This is a genomic window from Gracilibacillus boraciitolerans JCM 21714 (assembly GCF_000521485.1).
GTDB lineage: Bacteria > Bacillota > Bacilli > Bacillales > Amphibacillaceae > Gracilibacillus > Gracilibacillus boraciitolerans.
Genome location: NZ_BAVS01000001.1, coordinates 596,537 through 619,400 on the forward strand (window position 1 = coordinate 596,537; position 22,864 = coordinate 619,400).

Consider the following 22,864-nt stretch of genomic DNA (forward strand, 5'->3'; position numbering starts at 1 on the left):
GACAGTCTATCAATTAAAACAAAATTAAGTAATGGGGTGTGCTTATATGTTAAGGAATGCATGGTTTGTTTTACTATTTATTATGTTCTTAACAGCATGTGGTGGCAATAATATATTAGGTAATAACAACCAAAATACTAATAAAGTGGAGGAATTCTCCTATGAAGTTGAAGATTTTACTTTTACCAATCAAGATGGAGAAGAATTTTCTAAAAGTGTATTAGAAGGTAAATTTTGGATAGCAGATATGATCTTCACAAATTGTGAAACGGTCTGTCCACCAATGACTGCTAATATGGCACGTTTACAACGTATGTTAGAAGAAGAAAATATTGATGCTGAACTTGTATCTTTTAGTGTCGATCCAACCAATGATTCTCCTGAAATACTAAAGGACTATATTGAAAAACGCGGTGGAACCTTTGATAATTGGAACGCATTGACAGGTTATTCAGATGATGAAATAAAAAGTTTTGCAATAAATTCCTTTAAAGCATTTATTGAGAAACCTGAAAACAATGATCAGGTGATTCATGTTAAAACCTTTTATTTAGTAACACCTGACGGAAAAGCAATTAAAAGATATGATGGCGAGAAAGCAGATAATATGGAAAAAATAGTTGAAGATATCAAAGCTATGAACTAAAGTTAAATGATTAAGGGGGGGAGGTGAATACATGACAAATTCAGATACGATGGTGAAAAATATCGGCCAAGCATTATTTATAGTAAACCGTCATGCAAAGACAGCACCTGATCCGACCTACCTTTATAAATTAAAGAAAGAAACCATGAAAAAATTGATTCACGAAAGAAAAGCTAAAAAAATTGGATTGCACTATTCCAAAAATCCAAAGCATAGTCACCAACATTCCGTATTACTGGTACAAATTGGAGAGTATTATTTACATATGCCTCCCACTAAAGAAGATATGCATTTGACACACTTGGGACACCTAAACGAATCCTATCGAAATCCTAAGCCTACCCTCTCCCTTAATAAGTCGAAAAAGATACTCCAGGAATATTTAAATTGGACTGTTACACCACCTAAAGCAGCCCATTCCTATTTTTCTAATCAATCTTCTGCTCTCTCTCCTTTTTATCATAAAAGAAAAGATAATAAGTAATTTTAATCAGAGGAAGTTATTAAATAACTTCCTCTGATTAATCTTTCCTTATTATTAGATATACAATTAATGTTAACCTTGATTAGTTTCATGTTTTCGTAATAAAGAAAAACCTCTTTTTATGCTAAGAATAATAGAAAAAATTAAGATAGCATATAAAACATATCTCCAATCCTCTACAGCTATAAATTGATTTATTAACAATAACGAGATTATAATTGCAAACAGATAGGTCATCAGTGCTTTCCATTCCAATGCGATGATAAATCTAATAAATGGTTGTAACACAAAATATAAAATCGATAACCCTAGTACAACATAGAGAATAAAAAACATTTCAGATTGCATTGTAATTAATAAATAGTCACTTATTCTTAACCATTCTTTCCACAGCTCGTTAACCATTTATATCCCCCCCCTTTTTAATTTTATGATAAAATAATGCTAGTTCTTGAATACTTATATTTATTATCACCATGAAGTTTAATAGTTATAAGTGATACAAAGGTATAAAGGGGATTTTTATGGAGCAGTTTATAAATGATCGTGTCAAAAGGATTGAAATTTCAGGTATAAGACAATTTTTTAATATGGTGGCTGATAAGAAAGATATTTTATCTTTAACAATCGGACAACCGGATTTTCCCACTCCCGACCATATAAAAGAAAAGACAAAAGAAGCAATCGAAAATGATTATACTGCATATACAGCTAATGCTGGCATTTTATCTTTACGGGAGGCGATCTCAAACTTCTACTCGAAAAATTATCAAATAAGCTACGATCCAAAAAATGAAGTTATTGTAACGGTAGGCGCTTCACAGGCAATTGATGTAACGTTTCGGACGTTATTAAACGAAGGTGACGAAGTAATTCTTCCAGGACCTGTTTATCCCGGATATGAACCATTAATTATTCTGGCAGGTGCCAAACCGGTTCATATAGACACACGTGAAACACACTTCAAGATAACTGCTGAACAAATTGAAAGATCTATTACAGTTAATACGAAAGCGATTATAATTCCTTACCCTTCTAATCCAACTGGAGTTACCTTGTCCAAAGAAGAATTAGCTGAAATCGCTTCTGTTATAGAAAGACATAATTTATTTCTAATTGCTGATGAGATTTATAGTGAATTAGTTTATGAGCAACCTCATTTTTCTATAGGACAATTTGCTGAAATTAGGGATAAACTTATTATCATAAATGGTGTTTCTAAATCTCATTCCATGACAGGTTTTCGCATCGGGTACATATTAGCCCCCCCAGAATGGTTAGCGAAACAGATGTTGAAAGTTCATCAGTATAATGTATCCTGCCCCTCCTCCATCAGTCAGTATGGTGCTTTAGAGGCTATCAATAATGGTCAAGAAGATTCTAAAAAAATGAAAAATGTATATCAGGAAAGACGTGATTATGTATACGCTAGGCTAAAGGATATGAATTTAGCTACATATTTGCCTAATGGCGGATTTTATTTTTTCATCGACATCAGTCATCTTCACTTAGATTCATTTACAGTTGCTGTCCAATTAGCAGAAGAAGCTAAAGTTGCTTTAGTTCCAGGAAGTGCATTTTCCAAATATGGCGAAGGCTTTTTACGACTTTCGTATGCTTACAACCTAGCTACAATTAAAGAAGGATTGGACAGATTAGAGCCGTATATAAACAATCATACTAACTAGGAGATAAAACGAAGCAAAGATGCCATACAAAGCTAATTCCTACTTTCAAAATGATTATTTCACTTACAAAAAAGTAAAACACCAGAATTATTTCTGGTGTTTTTTTTCAGATATTTCATTTTTTTTATATTGTTCATAATCATTTAAAAGTTCATCTAATTCCTGACTAATATGAAGAGATTCTTTACTTGTAATCCCTTTTTCGAGAGCAACAACGGTCATTTTCTTTCGCAACTCTTCAATCTTAGTTATTAATGATGCTGAATAAAGTGACATTTTACCGAGTTACCTCCTATTCAATGACTCAGTGATTAAAAATATTTGTTAAACGATATTAATTATCCTAAATAATTCAATTAATGTAAAGTAAAGTGCAAAAAAGAAAAATACTTCATAAAATTAAAAGATTATTTTCTTATATCTTTTATAATTCGACAAATCATTCCTTTTCTATGCTATAGTATAAATTGAGATTTTCATTTAGTAGAAAGGTTTCTATCACCACTATGGTTAACACTATAAGAAAGCCGTAATGGCACATTAATTAAGGATGAATCTTATTATGCATTTTAAACGAAATGAAGCATTTCGCTACCAGTTTAAGCAACCTCTGCAAGCCAAAATTCACTTAGAAAAACAGAATACCTGCGATATTTCTATCCTCGACGTAAGTCCTAAAGGAATGAAATTTAATTGTTTGGTAAAAATCCCTTTAAATTTAAATATACAAATTACATATAAAATATTAAATAAAAGTTTTAAAATTACCGGTTCGATTATATGGCAAATTGATTATGGTGAATTTTATCAATATGGTGCTTTATTTGAAAAAAATGAGGAGTACCAATTAGCATTACTAACTGAATTAAAAAAACTTGCAAAAACAAAACCTCAATAGATTTTTCCACTGAGGTTTTGTAGGTTAATGGTCTATTTGACACGGTCAAAAATACTAAATCCTATACATCCGATTAAAATAACAAAACTTAATATACCAAAAATAACAGATTCCATGCTTTCACCCCTCATTTACTTTATGTTATCTATATTATATCTAAATTTCTTATTTTAATAAAGCAGATATTATTTTTTGTCATAATTTAAAAAGATTATTACCTTTTCATGGTATAATAGAGTAAGAATTCCATCGATTAGAAACACGTATTTTAGAGGACAGATCTTTGTTGTCCATAACACAGGCCAAATGTGGTCATATAGAAAGCGAGGTATCACTTTGTCTTTTTGTCCTAATTGTGGTGGTCAAGTACAAGAATCGGAAACATTTTGTGTTTACTGTGGAAAAAGACTGCCAGCAGATCTTAACGAAAGAACAGTACCAAAAAAACCAACAACAAAATGGTGGCTTCTTCCTACCTTGTCATTAGTAATTGCTTCGATAATTATTATTTCTATTCCTATATTTACAAACTATCAATCTAATCAAGCAAAATCGCTTTATCAGGATGCCAAAGACATGGCATTAATTGGTGATTACAGCCAAGCACATCATATACTTCAACAAGCGATTGACTATAAAAAACAATTCCCTGCAGCAATAGAGGTTATTAGCTTTTTAAACATAGCTACAAATGTTGAAAGCGATTTACAAAATGTCGAAAAATTAAATAAACAAAAAAAATTTGAGAAAGCGTTCGATATCATACAGCAAGCAGAACGGGACATTCAAAATTATAATGGTGATTTGGTTGATCAACTCATAATAAATATACTGGCAACAAAAAACCAAACGATATTAGAACAATCTTCATATAAATTCAACAATGATCCTACTGTAGAAGATCTGAAGAATCTTTTTTGGGAAATGGAAGAGATATCTGATGAAAAAGCCATCGTATTAAAAGAACAGATTCAAGAAAAATTAATAGCCATGACTTATCAGAAAGCAACAACACTATTAGATGATCTTCAGTTTTCACGCGCAATGCGGGTAATAGACGACACGTTATATGTCATCGAAAACTCTGAACAGTTAGAGAGCTTAAAAGCTACTGTAAACAAAGAAAAAACCGCTTTTGAAACCGTGCAAGAGCAACGTATCGAACAGGCTCTTTCTGTTTTTGAAAAGGAACAGGAAGTAAACGAAAGTAATGCGATAGAGCAAATAGATATTAAACTGACGGAAGATAAAGATAAGTGGGTTATAAATGGCACATTAAAAAGTGTCGCAACTGTACCAATACACTCTATACTGGTTAGTTATTCCATTTCAGATAAACATGATCAAATAGTACTTGAAAATGAAATATATGTTTATCCAGAAACATTATATCCTGATGAATTTGGGAATTTCGAGTTTACTCATTTCGATATTCCTGCTGATCATGTTGGATTAACAGCTAAAATAGAAGAAATTACTTGGTATTTAGAATAAGCAACGGAGGATTATAATGTACAAGAGGAGAAAATATATCCCTGTTATTTTGGCTGTTTTCATATTACTTATTGCCATCACTCTAGCTTTTCTTATCTATAGAGACTGGTATAAACAACCATTATCAACTGAAAATACACTAGCCACCAATATTGAAAATAACTACAATGAAGTGAATTTAAAAACCATCATTCATCAAACACAAAAATCTGTCGTGCAAATAGAAACTACAAATGATTTAACAAGTAAAACTGGTTCTGGCTTTGTAATTAACAACACTGGAGATATTCTAACAAATGCTCATGTGATTGAAGATGCAGACACGATAATGGTTAAATTATCTAATACAAGGCAATATCCTGCAGCTGTGATTGGTATCGGCGTAGAAGAGGATTTCGCTGTCATTAGAGTACCTGAATTACATCAGTTAGAGCCGATTTCACTTGAAACAGAAAAACAAATAGAAATAGGAGATGAAGTTATCGCAATCGGTAGTCCTGTAGGAATTCAGAACAGTGTTTCACTTGGATTAATAGTGGGAACAGATCGGTCTTTCTCAATAAATAACTTTCAATATGATGAAGTTTATCAGATTTCTGCAAATATCACTTATGGCAATAGTGGTGGTCCGCTAATTTTACGAAGTAGTGGGAAAGTAATCGGCATTAATTCAGCTGGAATTGCCGATACTGATATTGGCTTTAGTATTCCAGTGACACAAGTAAACAAACAAATAACAAATTGGATAGAAGATGTTAAGGAAGAAGATTTAGTTTACCTCTCTTCAATCGGACAGCGTGTAAATCAGGAAAAGCTGGAAGAAGATGCATTATATTTAATAGACTATTTCTTTGAGAATATTTCTTTACGAGACTATGTTAATGCATATTCTATGTTAGGAAGCCACTATCAAGATAAAAATAGTTATATAACTTTTCGTCGATCTTTTCAGTCTTTAATAAGTTTGAATACAAAGAAAAAAACAATCACAGAAAAAAAAGATGATGAAATTCATATGACAGTTGATCTTGAAGCTACCCTTCGAGACGATTCCTATCAAGAAACTCAAAGAAAATGGCAGTATAATTTAGTAGTCGGCTTTGAAAATGACCAACTAAAAATACTTAAATTGCATAAAACTTCTTAAGAGAGATTGGAGGTGTCTTTTTGAAAAAACTATTTTTCTATTTATTTTTACTATTATTGTTATTTGCATGCAGCAATAAACAAACAGAGTCAATGATTACCAAAGAAGCACCACTTGAGGCTCCTCAGGAATTGGTAAAAACAGAAGAAATGGAAGAAGAATCGCTCCAGAATAATGAAACGTTAGAAATAGAATTCACTTCGGAAAATGAATTGATTACAATTAATACAGCGAATATCAATATACTTAACTCATATCTTAATACGTTTATTAATAAAGAGAAAGCGGTCTCGAATATGGAGCTAACAAAACTTGATATAGCTAAGCTTTATTTACTTTCTTTTAATTGCAATGAAACTACATGCTCTTATCTCCTGTTAGATAGAAAAGAGCCTAATCGGTCCTTTTTAGTAGATGATTTAATCCATATAAAAGAAGCACTGCCATCACCTGATCAATCCAAGTTACTTTTCATTATAGCTAATTTCGATAGTACTGAAACTTTTAAGGTATTTGAACAAAATGAGTGGACATTACTAAATTTCGAATTACCACCTTCAGAAGAGACTATAACCATAAATGAAGCAACATGGATAGATGAGCAAACAATTAAATTACAATATCAAGAACCTACAGATAATAGTATTCATGAAATCACATTAAAACAAAAAAAGAAGAATTATTTAACTAATCATCGATAATTTTATAAAATAATGACTTAGCTTAAAGACCTTCTTGAGATAGTAAAAAGGCAGTGATCCCCCCCCTCACTGCCTTTTATTTGAATACTATCGTACTTTTCGTTTTTATATCAAATTTTTGATCTTCAATAAAAAATTGCGTGTGTACATAGACTTTGTGTTCACCTTTCTTCAATTCTGAAAATGTTAATGGCATCTCCGGGTGATACTGAAATCCCGGCTTCATTTGCTTTATAACCGGACTACCTGTAAATACTGCATTATCAGCATTTATTGTTATCTGAGTTAGTGGAGTGCGATGACGTATTACAATATCTTCTTCTCCTGCATATTCAATGGATCGTAAAACTTGAAAACCCTCGGATATTTCTTCAATACGAACATGTACAGTGAAATCTCCATATTGCTTCTCAATTTTCACTGCTTCTACTAAAGATGTCTTCAGATAATCTTTCATTACAAATAGAATGACTGCCCCCAATACAAGCGGTCAAAGTGATTATAATTATGTATTTTTTTCCCATGATCACTTCCCCCTCGCTACATTCTTTTTATCTTATATATACGCATTTAATGTCTATTTTGTTTCATTTTGGATGTATACTTTTTTCGAAAATATGCAAAATATCTATATGAATTAGATTAAATATCTATCCTTAGAAAGGATGTTAACCATGAAATCTTTACATATTTTAGCTATTCTCGTATTGCTAACAATAGTTGCTTGCAATAATGAAAGCCCATCTCCCACCAATAGTTCTCCTGGGATTACCCAACTAAATTCCGAGTCAACAAAAAAATTTGAAAAAGATTCCATTCCCAGAATAGCACAAACCTATTTAAACGACCATTCAAATGAGATTGCTTCATACAAAGCTATTCATATCAATGATCAACTATTTGTAGCATTTACTGCTTCACCTTTAAAACAAGCTGTAGAACAAAAAATAGAACAAAAGGTAAAAAAAGATCTTGAATCAATTACCAAAATGAAAGAGATTCATGTTACATCAGATCAAAAATTTTTAATAGAACTAACAAAAATGGAGAATGAAGATTTATCTAAAGAAGATTTTGAGAAAAAAGTAGAAAAATTAATAAAATTATCTAAAGAACAAACGTAACGGAGGAGAAAAAAATGCAATATAAGGATTTTCAAAAAACAAAAGAACCTAAACGACCTCTTCTAAAAAATTGCGCAAGAGCTTTTTTTGTCGGAGGAATTATTTGCGTAATAGGCCAAGCAATTTCAGTATTCTATATGTATTTTTTTGATTTCACAGAACAGACTGTCGGAAATCCAACCGTCGCAACATTAATATTTATAACTATGCTACTTACTGGATTAGGCTATTATGATCGCTTAGCACAGTTTGCAGGAGCTGGCAGTGCAGTACCTGTAACAGGGTTTGGCAACGCAGTTATTTCGGCAGCAATAGAACATCGTACTGAAGGATTTGTACAAGGTGTTGGTGGAAATATGTTTAAGCTCGCCGGGTCTGTCATCTTATTTGGTGTATTTTCAGCTTTTGTTATTGCGCTAATAAAAACAATTATAACTTATTTGGGTGGTGCAGCATGATATCAGGCAAACAAACGTGGATATTTGAAACGCCACCTACTATTATCTCAACAGGAGTTGTAGGTGGTCCTTTTGAAGAATTAGGGAATATTCCTAACGATTTTGATTATTTTTATTCCGATCAATGGATGGATGAAAAATCCTTTGAATTGGCTCATCAGCATATGATTGAAGATGCAAGTCATTATGCAATTGAAAAAGCTAATTTAGATATCAGCGATATTCAATTTTTCTTACATGGCGATTTAATTAATCAATTAACTCCATCGAGCTTCGCTGCTAAGAATTTGGCTATCCCATATCTTGGTTTATTTAGTGCATGTGCTACCTCCATGGAGGGTTTGGCTTTGGCTTCATTGATTATAAATCAAATGAATGCTAGCTATATTTTAACAGGAGCAGCAAGCCATAACTCCGCTGTTGAGAGACAGTTTAGATATCCAACTGAATACGGAAGTCAAAAACCAGATACGTCACAATGGACAGTAACAGGAGCTGGTGTTGCAATTCTTTCTTCTCAGGGAAGTGGACCAAAGGTAACCTCAGCAACTATTGGAAAAGTAGTTGATCGGCAGTTAAAAGATCCGTTTAATATGGGAGGTGCAATGGCCCCCCCTGCAGCCTTTGATACCATCACAAGACATTTAAAGGATAGAAAACTCGATTCGAATTATTATGATTATATTATTACTGGAGATTTAGCTATGATTGGACGGGATCTCTGCTTAGATTTATTCAAACAAAACGGCATTGATATCGATAGTGAAAGATTTATTGATTGTGGATTGACCATTTACAAACCCGATCAGCCTATTTTTGCGGGTGCTAGTGGTCCTGCCTGTTCTGCAATTGTTACTTATGGTCACTTTATCAACAAACTACGAAATGGCGAATGTAACCGTATATTAGTTGTCGCTACTGGGGGGGCGTTACTCTCTCCTTTGACGGTACAACAGAAACAGACAATTCCTTGTATCGCACATGCTGTGTCCATTGAAAATATGTAATTGTTCTTTAGACTTTTAGAATTAAGGATACTAACTATATTTAAAATTAGTGAGGTGATAATTATGGTTTTTTTATGGGCTTTTCTTGTAGGTGGTTGCATATGTGTAATTGGTCAACTCTTATTGGATGTCGGAAAGCTCACTCCAGGACACACCCTTAGCACATTAGTTGTGGCAGGAGCAATTCTTGATGGCTTCGAGCTTTATGAACCGTTGATTGATTTTGCTGGTGCTGGTGCAACAGTGCCCATCACAAGTTTCGGGAATTCACTTGTTCATGGTGCATTAGAAGAGGCAGAAAAACACGGTATAATTGGTGTTATCACCGGGATGTTTGAGATAACGAGTTCAGGAATATCCGCCGCAATCATATTTGGAATGATTGGAGCAATATTTTTTAAAGCAAAAGGTTAATGATTTTCCACTAACTTATAAAACAGGAAAACACTTTTATAAGAAAAGTGTTTTCCTGTAAACATTGCTATTATTTATCTTTCCCAAAATCTATATATACTTTTCCAAGTTGCTGTTGAGATTCTAAATAATCGAAGGCTTTATAAATTTGTTCAAAAGGAAAGCCTCGATCAATTAATGGTTTAAGTTGATGTTTATCTATAAAATCCAACAATTCATGCAACTCTTCCCTACTGCCCATCGTTGATCCCAATAAAGTATATTGACCATAGAAAAATTTACGTAAATTGAACGATACTTCATCATTAGTCGAAGAACCAAACGTAACCATTCGGCCCCCCCTTTTTTCAGAACTTCTAAAGACCTGTTAAAAGTTGCTCCTCCAATACTGTCAATAACCATATCAATTTGTTCATCTTCAAGCTCTTTCACCCAGTCATCATCCGTCAATAGCCCTCGATCAAAACCTAATAGTTCTGCTTCCTTTAATTTGTTTGGCTGTCTCGAGGTTGTGATGACCCGCGCTCCGATTACTTTTGCCATTTGAATAATAAATGACGTCACTCCCCCCCCACCGACTCCTGGTATAAACAAGGTTTCATTTCTCTTTAACTTACCCTGTGTTATTAATGCCCGATAACCTGTCAGCGCTGATAATGAAAATACCCCTGCCTCTGGCCATGTCAGATGTGCTGGTTTTCTTTCAACAAAATTTTCGGAGATAACAATTTTTTCAGCAAACGTGCCATTATAAGGCACTCCAACTATCTCAAAGTCAGCTGGTGGAGCTTCCGTATTTTGATACCAATTTAGACCGGGATTAATAAAAACTTCATCCCCCTATTTGAAAACGTGAAGTTTGATCTCCTACCGCTTCAATGATGCCTGCTCCATCTGATCCTAGCACATAAGCTTGATTTCCATCATTAAATTTATTCTTAATTTTTAAATCACGATGATTTAATCCAGCCGTTTTTAAACTAACGATTACTTGGTCACCTACTGGTCTTTTTTCTTCCATATTTTGTAATTTATATTTCCCATTTTCCACGACATATGCTCTCATTAGTTAATCTTCCTTTCGTTTATGTAAAGGGATATTATTTGTAATACTTTTCTTTAACAAGTGTTGCATATCCCCCCCAATACCTTTTGTGCCTAACAAAGGATATTGAATCGATGTTGCATGTGCAAAGGAGCTATTAATGATCGGACGATATTTTTTTCCAGTCAGCACTACGATATCGCTAAAATATTCTAGATCTTTATTTTTGATTTGCATCTGTAATTTTTGTAGCGAAATGACATTGGGATCGTTTGGTCGAAATGTAACATCATAATTTTCAGGAACAATATCATCAGGTAACAATATCCCGTGTTTTCCAGAAATTATTATCCATTTATCAAAATACTTCTGGACATACTGCTGACATAAATGATGAAAAATACCAATATACGCATTTTTAGCTTTTGTTGATGACGCATCAGGATATTTATCCCAAATCTTCTTTTTACCACAAGGTATAATACAAAGTTGTGTCATACATCTTCCTCCTTCTTTTTTTGATCGTTATTATACCGTAGATAATGAAGAAAGAAAAAACAAGCAATTCGAAAAAAAAAAATCACAGATAACTTAAAAGAGATATCAACAGCATTGTAATCGCTTACGATTGTAATATAATAATTAAATGTCAGAAAATTATTAAAAAACGGTTGACCAATCTTCTTTTTGGTTGTATGATTGTCGTCAATCAGATATTTCTGAAAAATTAATATTTTTAAAAGTTACCTATAGACAGGATATTATCTATCGTATAGTATAAACTATATAAGGTTATTATAAATTCATAAATCGATGACGGGAACAAAGGATTAGGATCTTGTATTTTATAGAGAGCCAAGGATGGTGAAAGCTTGGTAATACAGCCTATTCCAATTACTCATCCCTGAGTGTTATACTGAAAAGATTTCTTAGTAGGTATAGCCAGGTGAACTTTTCACCTGTTATCAAAATGAAACTGTTATATGTTAACAGCTTCATAAGGCAATATTTGCAAAAATATTGCGAATCAGGGTGGTACCGTGAAAAGAAAGGCCTTTTCTCCCTTGTTTTTTGCTAAACAATTAGCAACGACAAGATAGAAATGGCCTTTTTCTTATATATAATAAATGATATTACAAGTCCAAATAAAATCATTAAATTCCATAATATCAGGAGGGATTAAAATGCAGAGAACTCAAAAGCAAGAACAATCAGCAGAGGAAATGAAAGAACCAAAAACAGGTGCTGATCTACTTGTCGAATCATTAATTAATGAAGGTGTTCAGACAATATTCGGTTACCCTGCGGAGCCGCTTTACCTATATTTGATGCATTATATAAAGCACAAGATTCTTTTGATCAAATTTTAGCACGACATGAACAAGGCTCCATTCATGCAGCTGAAGGATATGCCAGAGTATCTGGTAAGCCAGGAGTTGTAATTGCTACTTCAGGTCCTGGAGCAACTAACTTGGTTACAGGAATTGCAGATGCTATGATCGATTCCTTACCTATGATTATAATTACAGGTCAGGTTAACCGAGGTGTGATCGGAACAGATGCGTTTCAAGAAGTAGACGTAATGGGTGTGACAACACCAATCACAAAACATAACTATCAGGTAAGAGATGTAAAAGAATTGCCAAGAATCATAAAAGAAGCTTTTCATATCGCTACTACTGGTCGACCCGGACCTGTTTTAATCGATATGCCGAAAGATATTTCAGCAGAAGTAATTGATACTGAATTTGAAACGAATATTGAATTAGATTTACCTGGTTATCAACCAACAACAAAACCGAATCCATTACAAACCAAGAAATTAGCAGAAGCTATCGGCAACGCTAAGAAGCCTGTACTTCTTACTGGAGCAGGAATCTTATTTGCAAAAGCTTCTGAAGAGATTAAAGAATTTGCAGAACGATACTCTTTACCTGTTGCATCCACTTTACTCGGATTAGGCGCCTTTCCAGGAGACCATCCATTATTTATGGGAATGGCGGGAATGCACGGAACATATACTGCCAATACTGCCATTTATGAATGTGATTTACTGATTAATATTGGTGCACGTTTTGATGACCGCTTAACTGGTAAGTTAACTTCTTTTGCACCAAATGCGATAGTAGCACATATTGATATAGATCCTGCAGAAATTGGCAAAAATATTTCAACAGATATTCCAATTGTAGGCGACGCTAAAGAGGCATTAAGTCGGTTACTAACACATGATATTAAGCATCCTGAACATGATGAGTGGCTTGTACAAATTCATGAAAATAAAGAAAATTTTCCGCTATGGTTTAATAAACCTGACAAAGATATGATTGGCCAATGGGTAATTAAAACGATTTATGAAGCAACGAAAGGTAACGCAATTGTCACTACTGACGTTGGTCAGCATCAAATGTGGACTGCACAGTATTATACTTTCTCAAGGCCAAATCGTTGGGTATCGTCTGGCGGATTAGGAACAATGGGCTTTGGTTTTCCTGCTGCAATTGGTGCACAATTGGCAAAACCAGATGAACCAGTAGTAGCTATCGTTGGGGGATGGCGGATTCCAAATGACACTTCAGGAGCTTTCAATAATACAGGAAAAGGGCTTACCTGTTAAAATCATAATTGTTAATAACCAAGCACTTGGAATGGTAAGACAATGGCAGGAAGCTTTTTATTCTGAACGATATTCTCAATCTATCTTTAGTATTCAGCCCGATTTTGTAAAATTAGCGGAAGCCTATAATATCAAAGGAATGCAAATCAAAACACAAGATGACTTTATCAAGGCATTACCTGATATTTTTGATTATGAAGGGCCTGTATTGGTTGATGCACGCGTATTACAACAAGAGAATGTATATCCGATGATTGCACCTGGTTCAGGAATAAATGAGATGATTGGGGTGAAACCATGAAACGAATAATTACCGCAACCGTTAGAAATCGTAGTGGTGTCTTAAACCGTGTTACCAGTCTTCTCCAGCGTCGGCAATTTAACATCGAGAGCATTTCTGTTGGTAGAACTGAAACAGAAGGCATGAGTAAAATGACATTTGTTGTTGATGTTGAAGATTTCCAAAAACTGGAGCAAGTAACAAAGCAATTAAATAAGCAAATAGATGTAATTAAAGTTTCAGATATTACTGATAAAGCAATCGTTGCTCGCGAATTAGCTTTAATAAAAATTGTGAGTAATAGTCAATTACGTGCAGAAATTCAAGGTATTATTGAACCATTTCGGGCAACAATCATTGATGTGAGTAAAGATAGCTTATCAATTCAAGTTACTGGCAAACCAGATAAAGTAGAAGCACTGATCGAACTATTAAGACCTTATGGAATTAAAGAATTAGCAAGAACTGGTTTGACTGCCTTTGTTCGTGGTCACCAGCCAAATACACAAGATAGCAGTTTCCAATCGTTATTAGGTTAATAATAATTAAATTTATTATATAAAATAAAAATTATTTTGAGAGGATGTAATTTTTCATGACAAAAGTACTTTACAACAACAATATTAACGAAGAGGTTTTGCAATCCAAAAAAATCGCCATCATTGGTTATGGTTCTCAGGGACATGCACACGCACTAAATCTTAAAGAAAGTGGATTTGATGTAGTGGTTGGCCTTCGTAAAGGTGGTTCATGGGATAAAGCAGTTGAAGATGGTGTAGATGTGAAATCTGTTGCAGATGCAACTAAGGAAGCGGATGTAATCATGGTTCTTCTTCCAGATGAGAATCAACCATCTGTCTATAAAGAAGCGATTGAACCGAATCTTGAAGCTGGTAATGCACTAGTATTTGCTCATGGATTCAATATTCACTTTAATCAAATTGTACCACCATCTGACGTTGATGTGTTCCTAGTAGCACCTAAAGGCCCAGGACATTTAGTGCGTCGAACTTATCAAGAGGGTGCTGGTGTTCCTGCTCTTTATGGTATTTTCCAGAATGCAACAGGAAGTGCTACTGACGTGGCTCTAGCTTATGCTAAAGGAATCGGTGCAGGTCGCGCTGGTATTCTTGAAACAACTTTCCAAGAAGAAACAGAAACAGACCTATTCGGTGAACAAGCAGTTCTTTGTGGTGGTACTTCCGCTTTAGTAAAGGCTGGTTTTGAAACTCTTGTAGAAGCTGGATACCAACCAGAAGTAGCTTACTTTGAATGTTTACATGAAATGAAACTAATCGTTGACTTAATGTATGAAGGTGGACTAGAGAACATGCGCCATTCTATCTCAGATACTGCTGAATGGGGGGGTGACTTTATGTCAGGACCACGTATTATTGATCAAGATACAAAAGCACGTATGAAAGATGTTCTTTCTGACATTCAAACAGGTAAATTTGCTCAAGGCTGGATTCTAGAAAATCAAGCAAATCGTCCACGTTACAATGCCATTAAAACTGCAGAAAGCGAACATCAAATTGAAAAGGTTGGGAGAGAGCTGCGTGAATTAATGCCGTTTGTTAAGCAAAAGGCAATTAATAAAAAGGAAGTGGTCTCTAATGACTCAAATTAAAATCTTTGACACCACACTACGAGATGGAGAACAATCTCCAGGTGTTAACCTTAACCAACTAGAAAAATTAGAGCTTGCCAAACAATTAGAACGCCTTAATATTGATGTGATGGAAGCAGGATTTCCTGCTTCCTCTCAAGGCGATTTTGATGCTGTAAAAAAATCGCAGAGACAATAAAGAATGTTTCCGTGACTGGATTAGCAAGAGCTGTTAAATCAGATATCGATGCCTGCAGAGATGCATTAAAAAATGCTACTAATCCCAGACTTCACGTTTTTATCGCTACCTCCCCCCCTATTCATATGGAATATAAACTAAAGAAAACTCCAGAAGAAGTTATTGATATAGCTGTAGAAATGGTCAAATACGGAAAACAATATTTTGAACATGTCGAATGGTCAGCAGAAGATGCATCGCGCACCGATTTAAAATTTCTTGCAGCTATTATTGAAAAAGTCATTGACGCAGGTGCAACAGTGATTAATTTACCTGATACTGTTGGATACACGATGCCACGTGAATACGGTGCAATGTTTAAGTATATTAAAGAAAATGTACCGAATATTGATAAAGTTGATCTCTCCTGTCACTGTCATGATGACTTGGGTATGGCACTTGCCAACTCATTTGCTGCAATCGAGAATGGTGCCAATCAAATAGAGGGAACCATTAACGGTATTGGAGAACGTGCAGGGAATGCTTCCTTAGAGGAATTTGCCGTAGCATTAAAGATTCGCAATGATTATTATCCTTATCATACTAATTTAGTATTAAAAGAAATTAAGCGAACCAGTGATATGGTAAGTAAGTTTACCGGTATGACCGTTCCAGGCAATAAAGCTGTTGTGGGACGTAATGCTTTTGCACATGAATCAGGAATCCATCAAGATGGTGTATTAAAAAATGCTGAAACCTATGAAATCATTACACCTGAACTTGTTGGGGGGGTTCACTCAAACAGTTTAGTATTAGGTAAACATTCAGGTCGCCATGCCTTTACAGATAAAATTAGCCAACTAGGCTATGATCTACCTGAAGACAAATTAAAAGAAGCTTTTAAGGCGTTTAAGTTATTAACAGATCGTAAAAAAGAAGTCACAGATGATGATTTGTTTGCAATCCTTACCGATATACAAACTGATACTTCAAATGTGAAACGATATCAACTAGAACACTTCCAGGTGCAATACGATACCAGTGATCAGCCAAGTGCTACCGTAACTCTTCTTACACCAAATGGTGAAACGAAAGAAGATACAAGCACAGGATCTGGTAGTGTGGAAGCACTATACAATACGTTAGATCAAATTTTCACCGAAGAAACGCATCTCACCGATTTTCAGCTAAATTCTATTGGACAAGGCAGAGATGCATTAGCTGAAGTTCACGTTAGTCTTACGGTAGATAAAAAAGCTGTAAGTGGCCGTGGCTCTGCTCAAGATGTTTTAGAAGCTGCTGTTCAAGCATATCTAAATGGAGTGAATCGTGCCATTTATCAAAAAAAAAGCTAACTAAATCAGTAATCGTAGGAGGTTAATGAAGTGAGCAATAAGATTGTACTGCTTCCGGGTGATGGAATAGGAAACGAAGTAATATACGCTGCTAAAGATGTCCTCGAAGCAATCAGTGAAAAATATAATACGGAATTTGAATTTTCTTCATACGATATAGGTGGTATTGCCCTTGAAAACCATGGCGTTCCCCTCCCTGACGAAACGATCCAGGCTTGTAAAAATGCAGATGCAGTTTTGTTAGGTGCAGTTGGTGATCCAAAATGGGAAAACCATCCTTCTGATTTAAGACCTGAACGCGGGTTATTAGGAATTCGAAAAGCGTTAGATTTATACGCTAACTTACGTCCAGTGAAAGGATTTCCAAAATTATTACACGCTTCACCCTTAAAAGAAGAAGTGATTCTAGGAAGCGACCTTCTAATTGTGCGTGAACTGACAGGCGGATTATATTTTGGCCAGCCAAGTGAAAGACGCGATAATGGCAATGCCGTTGTAGACACACTAAGCTATACTAAAAAGGAAATTGAGCGGATTGTTGATAAAGCATTTCAAAGTGCCCAATTGCGGAATAAGCATCTTACTTCCGTTGATAAAGCGAACGTGTTAGAATCTAGTAAACTATGGAGAGAAATCGTCGAAGAAAAAAATCAGAATATCCTGATGTAACGGTAGAACATGTTCTAGTCGATGCCGCTGCCATGAAGCTTATTACAAATCCAACCCAATTCGATGTCATTGTAACAGAAAACATGTTTGGAGATATCTTAAGTGATGAAGCTTCCGTGCTCACCGGATCTCTTGGAATGTTACCATCTGCAAGTTTAGCCGAGAATGGCGTTGGTTTATATGAACCGGCACACGGTTCTGCTCCAGACATTGCTGGCAAAGGAATTGCCAATCCAATTGCAATGATTCTCTCTGCTGCTATGATGCTTCGTTTTTCGTTTGATAAAAATGAAGAAGCACAAGCAATTGAAGATGCAGTCGAACAAGTCCTTAACCAAGATTATCATACAGCTGATTTAAAGAGTGAAAATGGAACCTTAGTTAATACGGTAGAAATGACTCAATTAATTGTAGATGCTATAAAACAAGGATAAAAAGAGACTGTTTTGAGAAACTTCGGCGCCATTCTATTTTCATCATAATAGAACGCCGATGTTTTTCTACCCACAACAACAGGTAAGGAGTGAAAACGATGAGAAAACCGAAGACAATAATTGAAAAGATTTGGGAAAAGCATATGGTTCATCAAGAAGCAGGTAAGCCAGATCTTTTATATATTGATTTACACTTAGTCCATGAGGTAACTTCTCCTCAGGCATTTGAAGGGTTAAGAATGAATAAGCGAACCGTTCGTAGACCTGATCGTACTTTTGCAACCATGGATCATAACGTTCCAACTATTCATCGTAATATCATTAAGGATGAAGTATCTAAAACCCAAATGGAAACATTAAAAACAAACTGTGAAGAGTTCGGTGTACCGTTAGCAGATATTTATCATCCAGACCAAGGGATTGTTCATGTAATAGGTCCAGAGCTTGGTTTAACACAACCGGGAAAAACAATCGTTTGCGGCGATAGCCACACTTCTACATGGTGCCTTTGGTGCGTTAGCATTTGGTATTGGTACAAGTGAGGTGGAGCATGTATTAGCAACACAAACAATCTGGCAAGAGAAGCCTAAAACATTAAACGTAAAAGTAAATGGAAAATTAGGTACAGGTGTAACTGCCAAGGATTTAATTTTAGCAATTATCGGAAAATACGGGGTTAAATTTGGTACTGGTTATGTACTGGAATATACTGGTGAAGCGATACGTGACTTACCAATGGAAGGACGTATGACCATTTGTAACATGTCGATTGAAGCAGGTGCACGTGCTGGTTTAATTAGTCCTGACGATACAACGGTTGAATTTTTAAGAGGTAAACGTCATGTTCCAGATGGCGAAGAATTTGATCAGCTTGCTGAAGAGTGGAAATCACTAGCAACCGATGATGGTGCTGTTTATGATGAGCAAGTGGAAATAGACGCAAATGAAATTGAGCCTCAAGTAACATGGGGGGGTACAAATCCCGGCATGTGTATTCCAGTAAGTGCGAATGTTCCTACTCCTGATGATGCACAAACAAACAACGACAAAGAGGAAATTAATCGTGCACTGGAATACATGGGCCTTGAAGGTGGCGAACCAATATCCTCTGTTGCGATCGAACACGTATTCATCGGATCTTGCACAAATTCGCGCTTAGGAGATCTACGTAAAGCCTCTGAAATTATTAAAGGTCATAAAGTCAATCCAAAAGTAAATGCTATCGTGGTACCTGGATCTCATAGTGTTAAAATAGCTGCCGAGGCTGAAGGTATTGATGTAATCTTTAAAGAAGCTGGTTTTGAATGGCGAGATGCTGGCTGTAGTATGTGTCTTGCAATGAATGACGATGTTGTACCAGAGGGTGAACGTTGTGCCTCTACATCCAATCGTAATTTTGAAGGTCGCCAAGGTACTGGAGCCCGGACACACTTAGTCAGTCCAGAAATGGCTGCAGCAGCTGCTATTAAAGGACATTTTGTTGATGTTCGCCAATTTGGTGTTGTAACACCAAGTTAATCAATCACATAGTTAATCGTCTGTAAGCTCTACTTCGAGCTCCAAGTAACAATAGCAAGCTAAAAAGAGAATAATAGACGAAAACACTAATCATACGCTCATTTTATAAAGGAGGTAACTATATAATGGAACCAATTCGCAAGCATGAAGGACTTGTCTTTCCTTTAAATCGCGCAAATATAGATACAGATCAAATTATTCCTAAACAATTTTTAAAACGTATTTCACGTCAAGGTTTTGGTCAATTCGTTTTTTACAACTGGCGTTTTGATTCAAAAGGAGAATTACGTCAAGACTTTCCATTAAATCAACCAAAATACGAAGGAACATCTATCTTAGTAGCCGGTGAAAACTTTGGTTGTGGTTCTTCTCGTGAGCATGCGCCATGGGCACTCCAGGATTATGGATTCCGAGTAATTATTGCACCAAGCTATGCTGATATTTTTTACAATAACTGTACAAAGAATGGAATCCTTCCTGTTAAGCTAACAGATGAAGAAATACAGATACTAATTAAAAATGCAGAGGCTGATCAGTATCATTTGACGGTAGATTTGGAAGCAAAAAAAGTTTATGATAATCAAGGATTTGATGCCTCTTTCGACCTTGACGATTACAAACGCGAAATGCTTTTAAATGGCTGGGATGAAATTGCTGTTACACTAACACATGCAGATAAAATATCTCAATTTGAAGATGCACGTGGATGATGTTCAATCTGACTTTCTTATTAGAAAGTCAGATTTTTTTTATTTTTGATTAAATTAAATGAACCTTTTTACTTAACCTAACCTCCCCCCCTATTCTAAATTATCCAAAATCATTATTATTGGAATGCACACTTTCGGACATACTAAAAATGTTAGGAGGTGCAATAATAATGGATCAATCTCAATTAGAGCAATGCAAGCAAGAACTCCTTTCACGTAGAGAAGTTCTCGTGAAGCATGTTGAAGATCACTTTGGTCAGAGTTTAGAGCACAGTAAAGAATCCACTTCTGAATTATCGAACTATGATAACCATCCAGGTGACACTGCTACCGAATTATTCGAAAGAGAAAAAGACAATGCACTAAATGAACATGCAGAACAGGAAATAAAAGATATACAGATCGCTCTTCAAGCCATTGAGAAGGGCGTCTATGATCATTGTGAGCAATGTGGAGCAACCATCCCAACAGAAAGACTTCTTGCGATGCCTACCACAAGAAGATGTATACAACATGCGGAACTTCATATAACTAGAGCAAGACCTGTTGAAGAAGACGTCATTCACGCAAGTATTAATGATATGGAATCAGAAATTGATGAAGAAGAATCCACTATATTTGATGCGGAAGACTCCTGGCAAAGTGTTGAAAAATATGGATCTTCAGATGGTCCATCAGATTTTTATGATACGGAAAAGGATTATGATGACATGTTTTTTAACTCAGATGAATTGATCGGTAGTGTGGAAGAATTAGAAGGCTTTTTATTGGCTGATATCAACGGCAAATTTATTGGAGTAAATGAAAAGCACGAACGATATGAAGATTACTTGGATGAAAATGATATTGGTTCTATTTTGTATACTGAACGATAACAAAGCGGTGGGATTATTCTAATTGATGATCCCACTCTCTTACTTTCTAACAGATCACCAATTGTTGTGTTTTTATATTACTCTTATTGCAAACCTCTTTCTTTCTTGCATTTCGCGCCTCTTTTCTTGCAAGTATTCCTCCCTGTTGCATCTCCCCCCCTTCCCTCTTCTTAAAATATATATTAAGAAGAATCGGGAAAGCCCGCCCGGTCCTTTGTCAAGTTGAGAGGACATCCGAGAGTTTGTATTCATATCCATGATACCCTCTGTAGTATTCTGGATACATTTCTCCACCACAGTTCTCACAACTGAATTTTGGTGGAACGCTCGGATCCCCCCCTCTCCATCCATGATATCAAAGTCTCGTACCACACCGTACGGGGTTTTTTCTTCTTCATGGCAAACTAAACAATGATAATTGACGGTTTGTTGGCTCTTGGATGGTTGTAGATGCTCTCTCCCTTTCTGTTTCTTCAGTTTGTTTTTCTTATTTTGGTTTTTCGCTCTCCATGAGATGACGGATCATCCTTCTAAATAGTTTCTAGCTTCCTGATTGACCGCTACTTTTATAGTCAACTGTCCCTGATCTAAGCACACTTCTCCCATATAGTCATAATAGTTATCACAATGAGGACAGACTATATGATCTTTTCCTCCACTGGCCATCACACGCTCTCTCCCTGTTTGACGACGCAACGTCCCAATGTTGACGCTCATCAAATAAAATTTCTTTTAGTATACTTGTCTCCATACAACCACCTTATCATAGTTCAAAACCCTATGGTACAGCGGATTATATGCTTTCTTTACTTAGAACAAAAGCGCTAACGCGCCTTTATCACGTCCCAAGTGAGTACTAATAACTTGGGGGGGCGTTTCTCGCTTCTATCATAGTGCCATTACAGTGGGGGGGACAATGTAATTCTACTTCTTCTCCTTCTTTTAAATCCACACTAAATTCACCGACGATAAATTCAGGTACATCATCGGTTTTCTTGCAGTCCAGGCATTGAAACAAGAGGAGCACTTCTTTTTCCTCTAATCCTAATGGATCATCACCTAGCCATTCCATGCCATCATCCGGTTTTTTTTCTTCGAAAGGGTATCCCATATTTTCTACATCGCTCCTTTTCTATATCTTCCATATAATGATATATCCATCCATAATCCGCATGCCATATTCCTATTAACTCCATCTCCTGGTGACAATGTGGACAGAGAAATGGATCCACTTCAAACGATTCTATCATACGTTGACGATACGTTTTCTTCTTTCTTTTATTTTCTAATAATAAAGTGATTTGTTTGGTTCTCATAAATGCGTATAGGCAAAGAACATCTTTTGCCTTCTGATAAGACCTTCTACTGTACAAGCCATATCGGCCTACCATACGAAAATGCTTCGGTGATATATGTTGAAGCATTTCATATATAAATTGATACACACTTATCTTCTTATCGATTCGTTTCCCCCCCGTTCGATGATCTTCATACCAATAGTGAACCGTTTCCC

The 22,864-nt window shown here is 35.5% G+C and carries 23 protein-coding genes and 6 pseudogenes; 19 read left to right on the top strand and 10 right to left on the bottom strand.

Going from position 1 to position 22,864, the window contains the following annotated elements; all coding sequences use genetic code 11:
- Window positions 1-46: 46 nt before the first annotated feature.
- Both JCM21714_RS03040 and JCM21714_RS03045 read left to right on the top strand, forming a co-directional pair.
- The gene (locus tag JCM21714_RS03040; protein ID WP_035721709.1) at window positions 47-646 is read left to right on the top strand and encodes an SCO family protein; all 600 of its coding nucleotides are present in this window, start codon (window positions 47-49) and stop codon (window positions 644-646) included.
- 31 nt (window positions 647-677) lie between these two features.
- Window positions 678-1,130, top strand: coding sequence for a YkyB family protein (locus JCM21714_RS03045; RefSeq protein ID WP_035721712.1), 453 nt, complete (start codon window positions 678-680; stop codon window positions 1,128-1,130).
- Between the two features lie 72 nt (window positions 1,131-1,202).
- Here JCM21714_RS03045 and JCM21714_RS03050 read toward each other — a convergent pair whose 3' ends face one another.
- Entirely contained in the window at window positions 1,203-1,535 is a 333-nt protein-coding gene (locus JCM21714_RS03050; RefSeq protein ID WP_035721715.1) for a hypothetical protein, read from the bottom strand.
- A gap of 119 nt (window positions 1,536-1,654) precedes the next feature.
- Here JCM21714_RS03050 and JCM21714_RS03055 point away from each other — a divergent pair, with 119 nt between their 5' ends.
- Window positions 1,655-2,818 (top strand): aminotransferase A, encoded by a 1,164-nt coding sequence (locus JCM21714_RS03055; RefSeq protein WP_035721718.1) that lies wholly within the window; start codon window positions 1,655-1,657, stop codon window positions 2,816-2,818.
- Window positions 2,819-2,905: 87 nt separating this feature from the next.
- Here JCM21714_RS03055 and JCM21714_RS03060 read toward each other — a convergent pair whose 3' ends face one another.
- Complete coding sequence (locus tag JCM21714_RS03060; protein ID WP_035721721.1) at window positions 2,906-3,094, bottom strand: aspartyl-phosphate phosphatase Spo0E family protein; 189 nt, start codon at window positions 3,092-3,094, stop codon at window positions 2,906-2,908.
- 286 nt (window positions 3,095-3,380) lie between these two features.
- Here JCM21714_RS03060 and JCM21714_RS03065 point away from each other — a divergent pair, with 286 nt between their 5' ends.
- The 4 genes from JCM21714_RS03065 to JCM21714_RS03080 all read left to right on the top strand — a co-directional run bounded on the left by JCM21714_RS03065 (window position 3,381) and on the right by JCM21714_RS03080 (window position 7,058).
- On the top strand, window positions 3,381-3,716 hold the full coding sequence (locus JCM21714_RS03065; protein ID WP_035721722.1) for a PilZ domain-containing protein: 336 nt from the start codon (window positions 3,381-3,383) through the stop codon (window positions 3,714-3,716).
- Window positions 3,717-4,052: 336 nt separating this feature from the next.
- Window positions 4,053-5,210, top strand: coding sequence for a zinc ribbon domain-containing protein (locus JCM21714_RS03070; protein WP_035721724.1), 1,158 nt, complete (start codon window positions 4,053-4,055; stop codon window positions 5,208-5,210).
- Window positions 5,211-5,226: 16 nt separating this feature from the next.
- On the top strand, window positions 5,227-6,357 hold the full coding sequence (locus JCM21714_RS03075; protein ID WP_035721727.1) for a S1C family serine protease: 1,131 nt from the start codon (window positions 5,227-5,229) through the stop codon (window positions 6,355-6,357).
- 20 nt (window positions 6,358-6,377) lie between these two features.
- Window positions 6,378-7,058, top strand: coding sequence for a hypothetical protein (locus JCM21714_RS03080; RefSeq protein ID WP_035721730.1), 681 nt, complete (start codon window positions 6,378-6,380; stop codon window positions 7,056-7,058).
- 76 nt (window positions 7,059-7,134) lie between these two features.
- On the opposite strand, the gene JCM21714_RS03085 is transcribed toward JCM21714_RS03080, so the two are convergent.
- Window positions 7,135-7,515 (bottom strand): hypothetical protein, encoded by a 381-nt coding sequence (locus JCM21714_RS03085; protein WP_035721732.1) that lies wholly within the window; start codon window positions 7,513-7,515, stop codon window positions 7,135-7,137.
- Window positions 7,516-7,732: 217 nt separating this feature from the next.
- On the opposite strand from JCM21714_RS03085, the gene JCM21714_RS03090 reads away from it, so the two are divergent.
- The 4 genes from JCM21714_RS03090 to spoVAE all read left to right on the top strand — a co-directional run bounded on the left by JCM21714_RS03090 (window position 7,733) and on the right by spoVAE (window position 10,061).
- Entirely contained in the window at window positions 7,733-8,182 is a 450-nt protein-coding gene (locus JCM21714_RS03090) for a hypothetical protein (protein ID WP_035721735.1), read from the top strand.
- 14 nt (window positions 8,183-8,196) lie between these two features.
- Window positions 8,197-8,640: a stage V sporulation protein AC gene (gene spoVAC / locus JCM21714_RS03095; protein ID WP_035721738.1), complete on the top strand. Its 444-nt coding sequence runs from the start codon at window positions 8,197-8,199 to the stop codon at window positions 8,638-8,640.
- Window positions 8,637-9,647 carry a stage V sporulation protein AD gene (spoVAD, locus tag JCM21714_RS03100; protein WP_035721741.1) on the top strand — a complete coding sequence of 337 codons (1,011 nt, stop codon included), beginning with the start codon at window positions 8,637-8,639 and terminating at the stop codon, window positions 9,645-9,647. The genes spoVAC and spoVAD overlap by 4 nt, the downstream gene beginning before the upstream one ends.
- 63 nt (window positions 9,648-9,710) lie before the next feature.
- The gene (gene spoVAE, locus JCM21714_RS03105) at window positions 9,711-10,061 is read left to right on the top strand and encodes a stage V sporulation protein AE (RefSeq protein ID WP_035721744.1); all 351 of its coding nucleotides are present in this window, start codon (window positions 9,711-9,713) and stop codon (window positions 10,059-10,061) included.
- Window positions 10,062-10,131: 70 nt separating this feature from the next.
- Here spoVAE and JCM21714_RS23560 read toward each other — a convergent pair whose 3' ends face one another.
- The 4 genes and pseudogenes from JCM21714_RS23560 to JCM21714_RS03115 form a co-directional block, all read right to left on the bottom strand.
- Window positions 10,132-10,392 (bottom strand): zinc-binding dehydrogenase, encoded by a 261-nt coding sequence (locus JCM21714_RS23560; protein ID WP_369403406.1) that lies wholly within the window; start codon window positions 10,390-10,392, stop codon window positions 10,132-10,134.
- Between the two features lie 65 nt (window positions 10,393-10,457).
- A pseudogene (locus tag JCM21714_RS23565) lies at window positions 10,458-10,604 on the bottom strand (NAD(P)-dependent alcohol dehydrogenase); the annotation flags it as partial.
- 289 nt (window positions 10,605-10,893) lie between these two features.
- On the bottom strand, window positions 10,894-11,127 hold the full coding sequence (locus JCM21714_RS23570) for an alcohol dehydrogenase catalytic domain-containing protein (RefSeq protein ID WP_369403407.1): 234 nt from the start codon (window positions 11,125-11,127) through the stop codon (window positions 10,894-10,896).
- A gap of 3 nt (window positions 11,128-11,130) precedes the next feature.
- Window positions 11,131-11,604, bottom strand: a complete 474-nt coding sequence (locus JCM21714_RS03115; protein ID WP_035721747.1) for a DUF6884 domain-containing protein — start codon at window positions 11,602-11,604, stop codon at window positions 11,131-11,133.
- A 686-nt stretch (window positions 11,605-12,290) separates the two neighbouring features.
- Between JCM21714_RS03115 and ilvB the strand changes: the two are divergent.
- The 8 genes and pseudogenes from ilvB (at window position 12,291) to JCM21714_RS03155 (ending at window position 21,351) form a co-directional block, all read left to right on the top strand.
- Window positions 12,291-14,024, top strand: a pseudogene (ilvB, locus tag JCM21714_RS03120) (biosynthetic-type acetolactate synthase large subunit).
- Complete coding sequence (ilvN, locus tag JCM21714_RS03125) at window positions 14,021-14,542, top strand: acetolactate synthase small subunit (protein ID WP_035721749.1); 522 nt, start codon at window positions 14,021-14,023, stop codon at window positions 14,540-14,542. The pseudogene ilvB and the gene ilvN overlap by 4 nt, the downstream one beginning before the upstream one ends.
- 56 nt (window positions 14,543-14,598) lie before the next feature.
- On the top strand, window positions 14,599-15,633 hold the full coding sequence (gene ilvC, locus JCM21714_RS03130) for a ketol-acid reductoisomerase (RefSeq protein ID WP_035721752.1): 1,035 nt from the start codon (window positions 14,599-14,601) through the stop codon (window positions 15,631-15,633).
- Window positions 15,620-17,145: pseudogene (locus JCM21714_RS03135) on the top strand (2-isopropylmalate synthase). Before ilvC ends, JCM21714_RS03135 begins: the two are co-directional and overlap by 14 nt.
- 30 nt (window positions 17,146-17,175) lie before the next feature.
- A pseudogene (gene leuB / locus JCM21714_RS03140) lies at window positions 17,176-18,248 on the top strand (3-isopropylmalate dehydrogenase).
- A gap of 98 nt (window positions 18,249-18,346) precedes the next feature.
- Window positions 18,347-19,766 (top strand): annotated as a pseudogene (leuC, locus tag JCM21714_RS03145) (3-isopropylmalate dehydratase large subunit).
- Between the two features lie 125 nt (window positions 19,767-19,891).
- Entirely contained in the window at window positions 19,892-20,476 is a 585-nt protein-coding gene (gene leuD, locus JCM21714_RS03150) for a 3-isopropylmalate dehydratase small subunit (protein WP_035721755.1), read from the top strand.
- A gap of 170 nt (window positions 20,477-20,646) precedes the next feature.
- Window positions 20,647-21,351 carry a TraR/DksA C4-type zinc finger protein gene (locus JCM21714_RS03155; RefSeq protein WP_369403408.1) on the top strand — a complete coding sequence of 235 codons (705 nt, stop codon included), beginning with the start codon at window positions 20,647-20,649 and terminating at the stop codon, window positions 21,349-21,351.
- A 528-nt stretch (window positions 21,352-21,879) separates the two neighbouring features.
- On the opposite strand, the pseudogene JCM21714_RS19680 reads toward JCM21714_RS03155, so the two are convergent.
- The 3 genes and pseudogenes from JCM21714_RS19680 to JCM21714_RS03170 all read right to left on the bottom strand — a co-directional run.
- Window positions 21,880-22,050, bottom strand: a pseudogene (locus JCM21714_RS19680) (IS91 family transposase); the annotation flags it as partial.
- A 157-nt stretch (window positions 22,051-22,207) separates the two neighbouring features.
- Window positions 22,208-22,462, bottom strand: coding sequence for a hypothetical protein (locus tag JCM21714_RS03165; RefSeq protein WP_035721759.1), 255 nt, complete (start codon window positions 22,460-22,462; stop codon window positions 22,208-22,210).
- A partial coding sequence (locus JCM21714_RS03170; protein WP_035721761.1) for a transposase occupies window positions 22,428-22,864 on the bottom strand: 437 nt, incomplete at its 5' end. The genes JCM21714_RS03165 and JCM21714_RS03170, both read right to left, overlap by 35 nt.

Excerpts from the sequence above, each read along its gene's own strand:
- ilvN (WP_035721749.1), top strand. The coding sequence starts at position 14,021 with ATGAAACGAATAATTACCGCAACCGTTAGAAATCGTAGTGGTGTCTTA.
- JCM21714_RS03165 (WP_035721759.1), bottom strand. The coding sequence starts at position 22,462 with ATGGGATACCCTTTCGAAGAAAAAAAACCGGATGATGGCATGGAATGG.
- JCM21714_RS03155 (WP_369403408.1), top strand. The coding sequence starts at position 20,647 with ATGGATCAATCTCAATTAGAGCAATGCAAGCAAGAACTCCTTTCACGT.
- spoVAE (WP_035721744.1), top strand. The coding sequence starts at position 9,711 with ATGGTTTTTTTATGGGCTTTTCTTGTAGGTGGTTGCATATGTGTAATT.
- JCM21714_RS03050 (WP_035721715.1), bottom strand. The coding sequence starts at position 1,535 with ATGGTTAACGAGCTGTGGAAAGAATGGTTAAGAATAAGTGACTATTTA.
- JCM21714_RS03060 (WP_035721721.1), bottom strand. The coding sequence starts at position 3,094 with ATGTCACTTTATTCAGCATCATTAATAACTAAGATTGAAGAGTTGCGA.
- spoVAC (WP_035721738.1), top strand. The coding sequence starts at position 8,197 with ATGCAATATAAGGATTTTCAAAAAACAAAAGAACCTAAACGACCTCTT.
- JCM21714_RS03085 (WP_035721732.1), bottom strand. The coding sequence starts at position 7,515 with ATGAAAGATTATCTGAAGACATCTTTAGTAGAAGCAGTGAAAATTGAG.
- JCM21714_RS23560 (WP_369403406.1), bottom strand. The coding sequence starts at position 10,392 with ATGGTTACGTTTGGTTCTTCGACTAATGATGAAGTATCGTTCAATTTA.
- JCM21714_RS03075 (WP_035721727.1), top strand. The coding sequence starts at position 5,227 with ATGTACAAGAGGAGAAAATATATCCCTGTTATTTTGGCTGTTTTCATA.
- JCM21714_RS03055 (WP_035721718.1), top strand. The coding sequence starts at position 1,655 with ATGGAGCAGTTTATAAATGATCGTGTCAAAAGGATTGAAATTTCAGGT.
- spoVAD (WP_035721741.1), top strand. The coding sequence starts at position 8,637 with ATGATATCAGGCAAACAAACGTGGATATTTGAAACGCCACCTACTATT.
- JCM21714_RS03045 (WP_035721712.1), top strand. The coding sequence starts at position 678 with ATGACAAATTCAGATACGATGGTGAAAAATATCGGCCAAGCATTATTT.
- JCM21714_RS03040 (WP_035721709.1), top strand. The coding sequence starts at position 47 with ATGTTAAGGAATGCATGGTTTGTTTTACTATTTATTATGTTCTTAACA.
- JCM21714_RS03065 (WP_035721722.1), top strand. The coding sequence starts at position 3,381 with ATGCATTTTAAACGAAATGAAGCATTTCGCTACCAGTTTAAGCAACCT.
- leuD (WP_035721755.1), top strand. The coding sequence starts at position 19,892 with ATGGAACCAATTCGCAAGCATGAAGGACTTGTCTTTCCTTTAAATCGC.
- ilvC (WP_035721752.1), top strand. The coding sequence starts at position 14,599 with ATGACAAAAGTACTTTACAACAACAATATTAACGAAGAGGTTTTGCAA.
- JCM21714_RS03115 (WP_035721747.1), bottom strand. The coding sequence starts at position 11,604 with ATGACACAACTTTGTATTATACCTTGTGGTAAAAAGAAGATTTGGGAT.
- JCM21714_RS03090 (WP_035721735.1), top strand. The coding sequence starts at position 7,733 with ATGAAATCTTTACATATTTTAGCTATTCTCGTATTGCTAACAATAGTT.
- JCM21714_RS23570 (WP_369403407.1), bottom strand. The coding sequence starts at position 11,127 with ATGAGAGCATATGTCGTGGAAAATGGGAAATATAAATTACAAAATATG.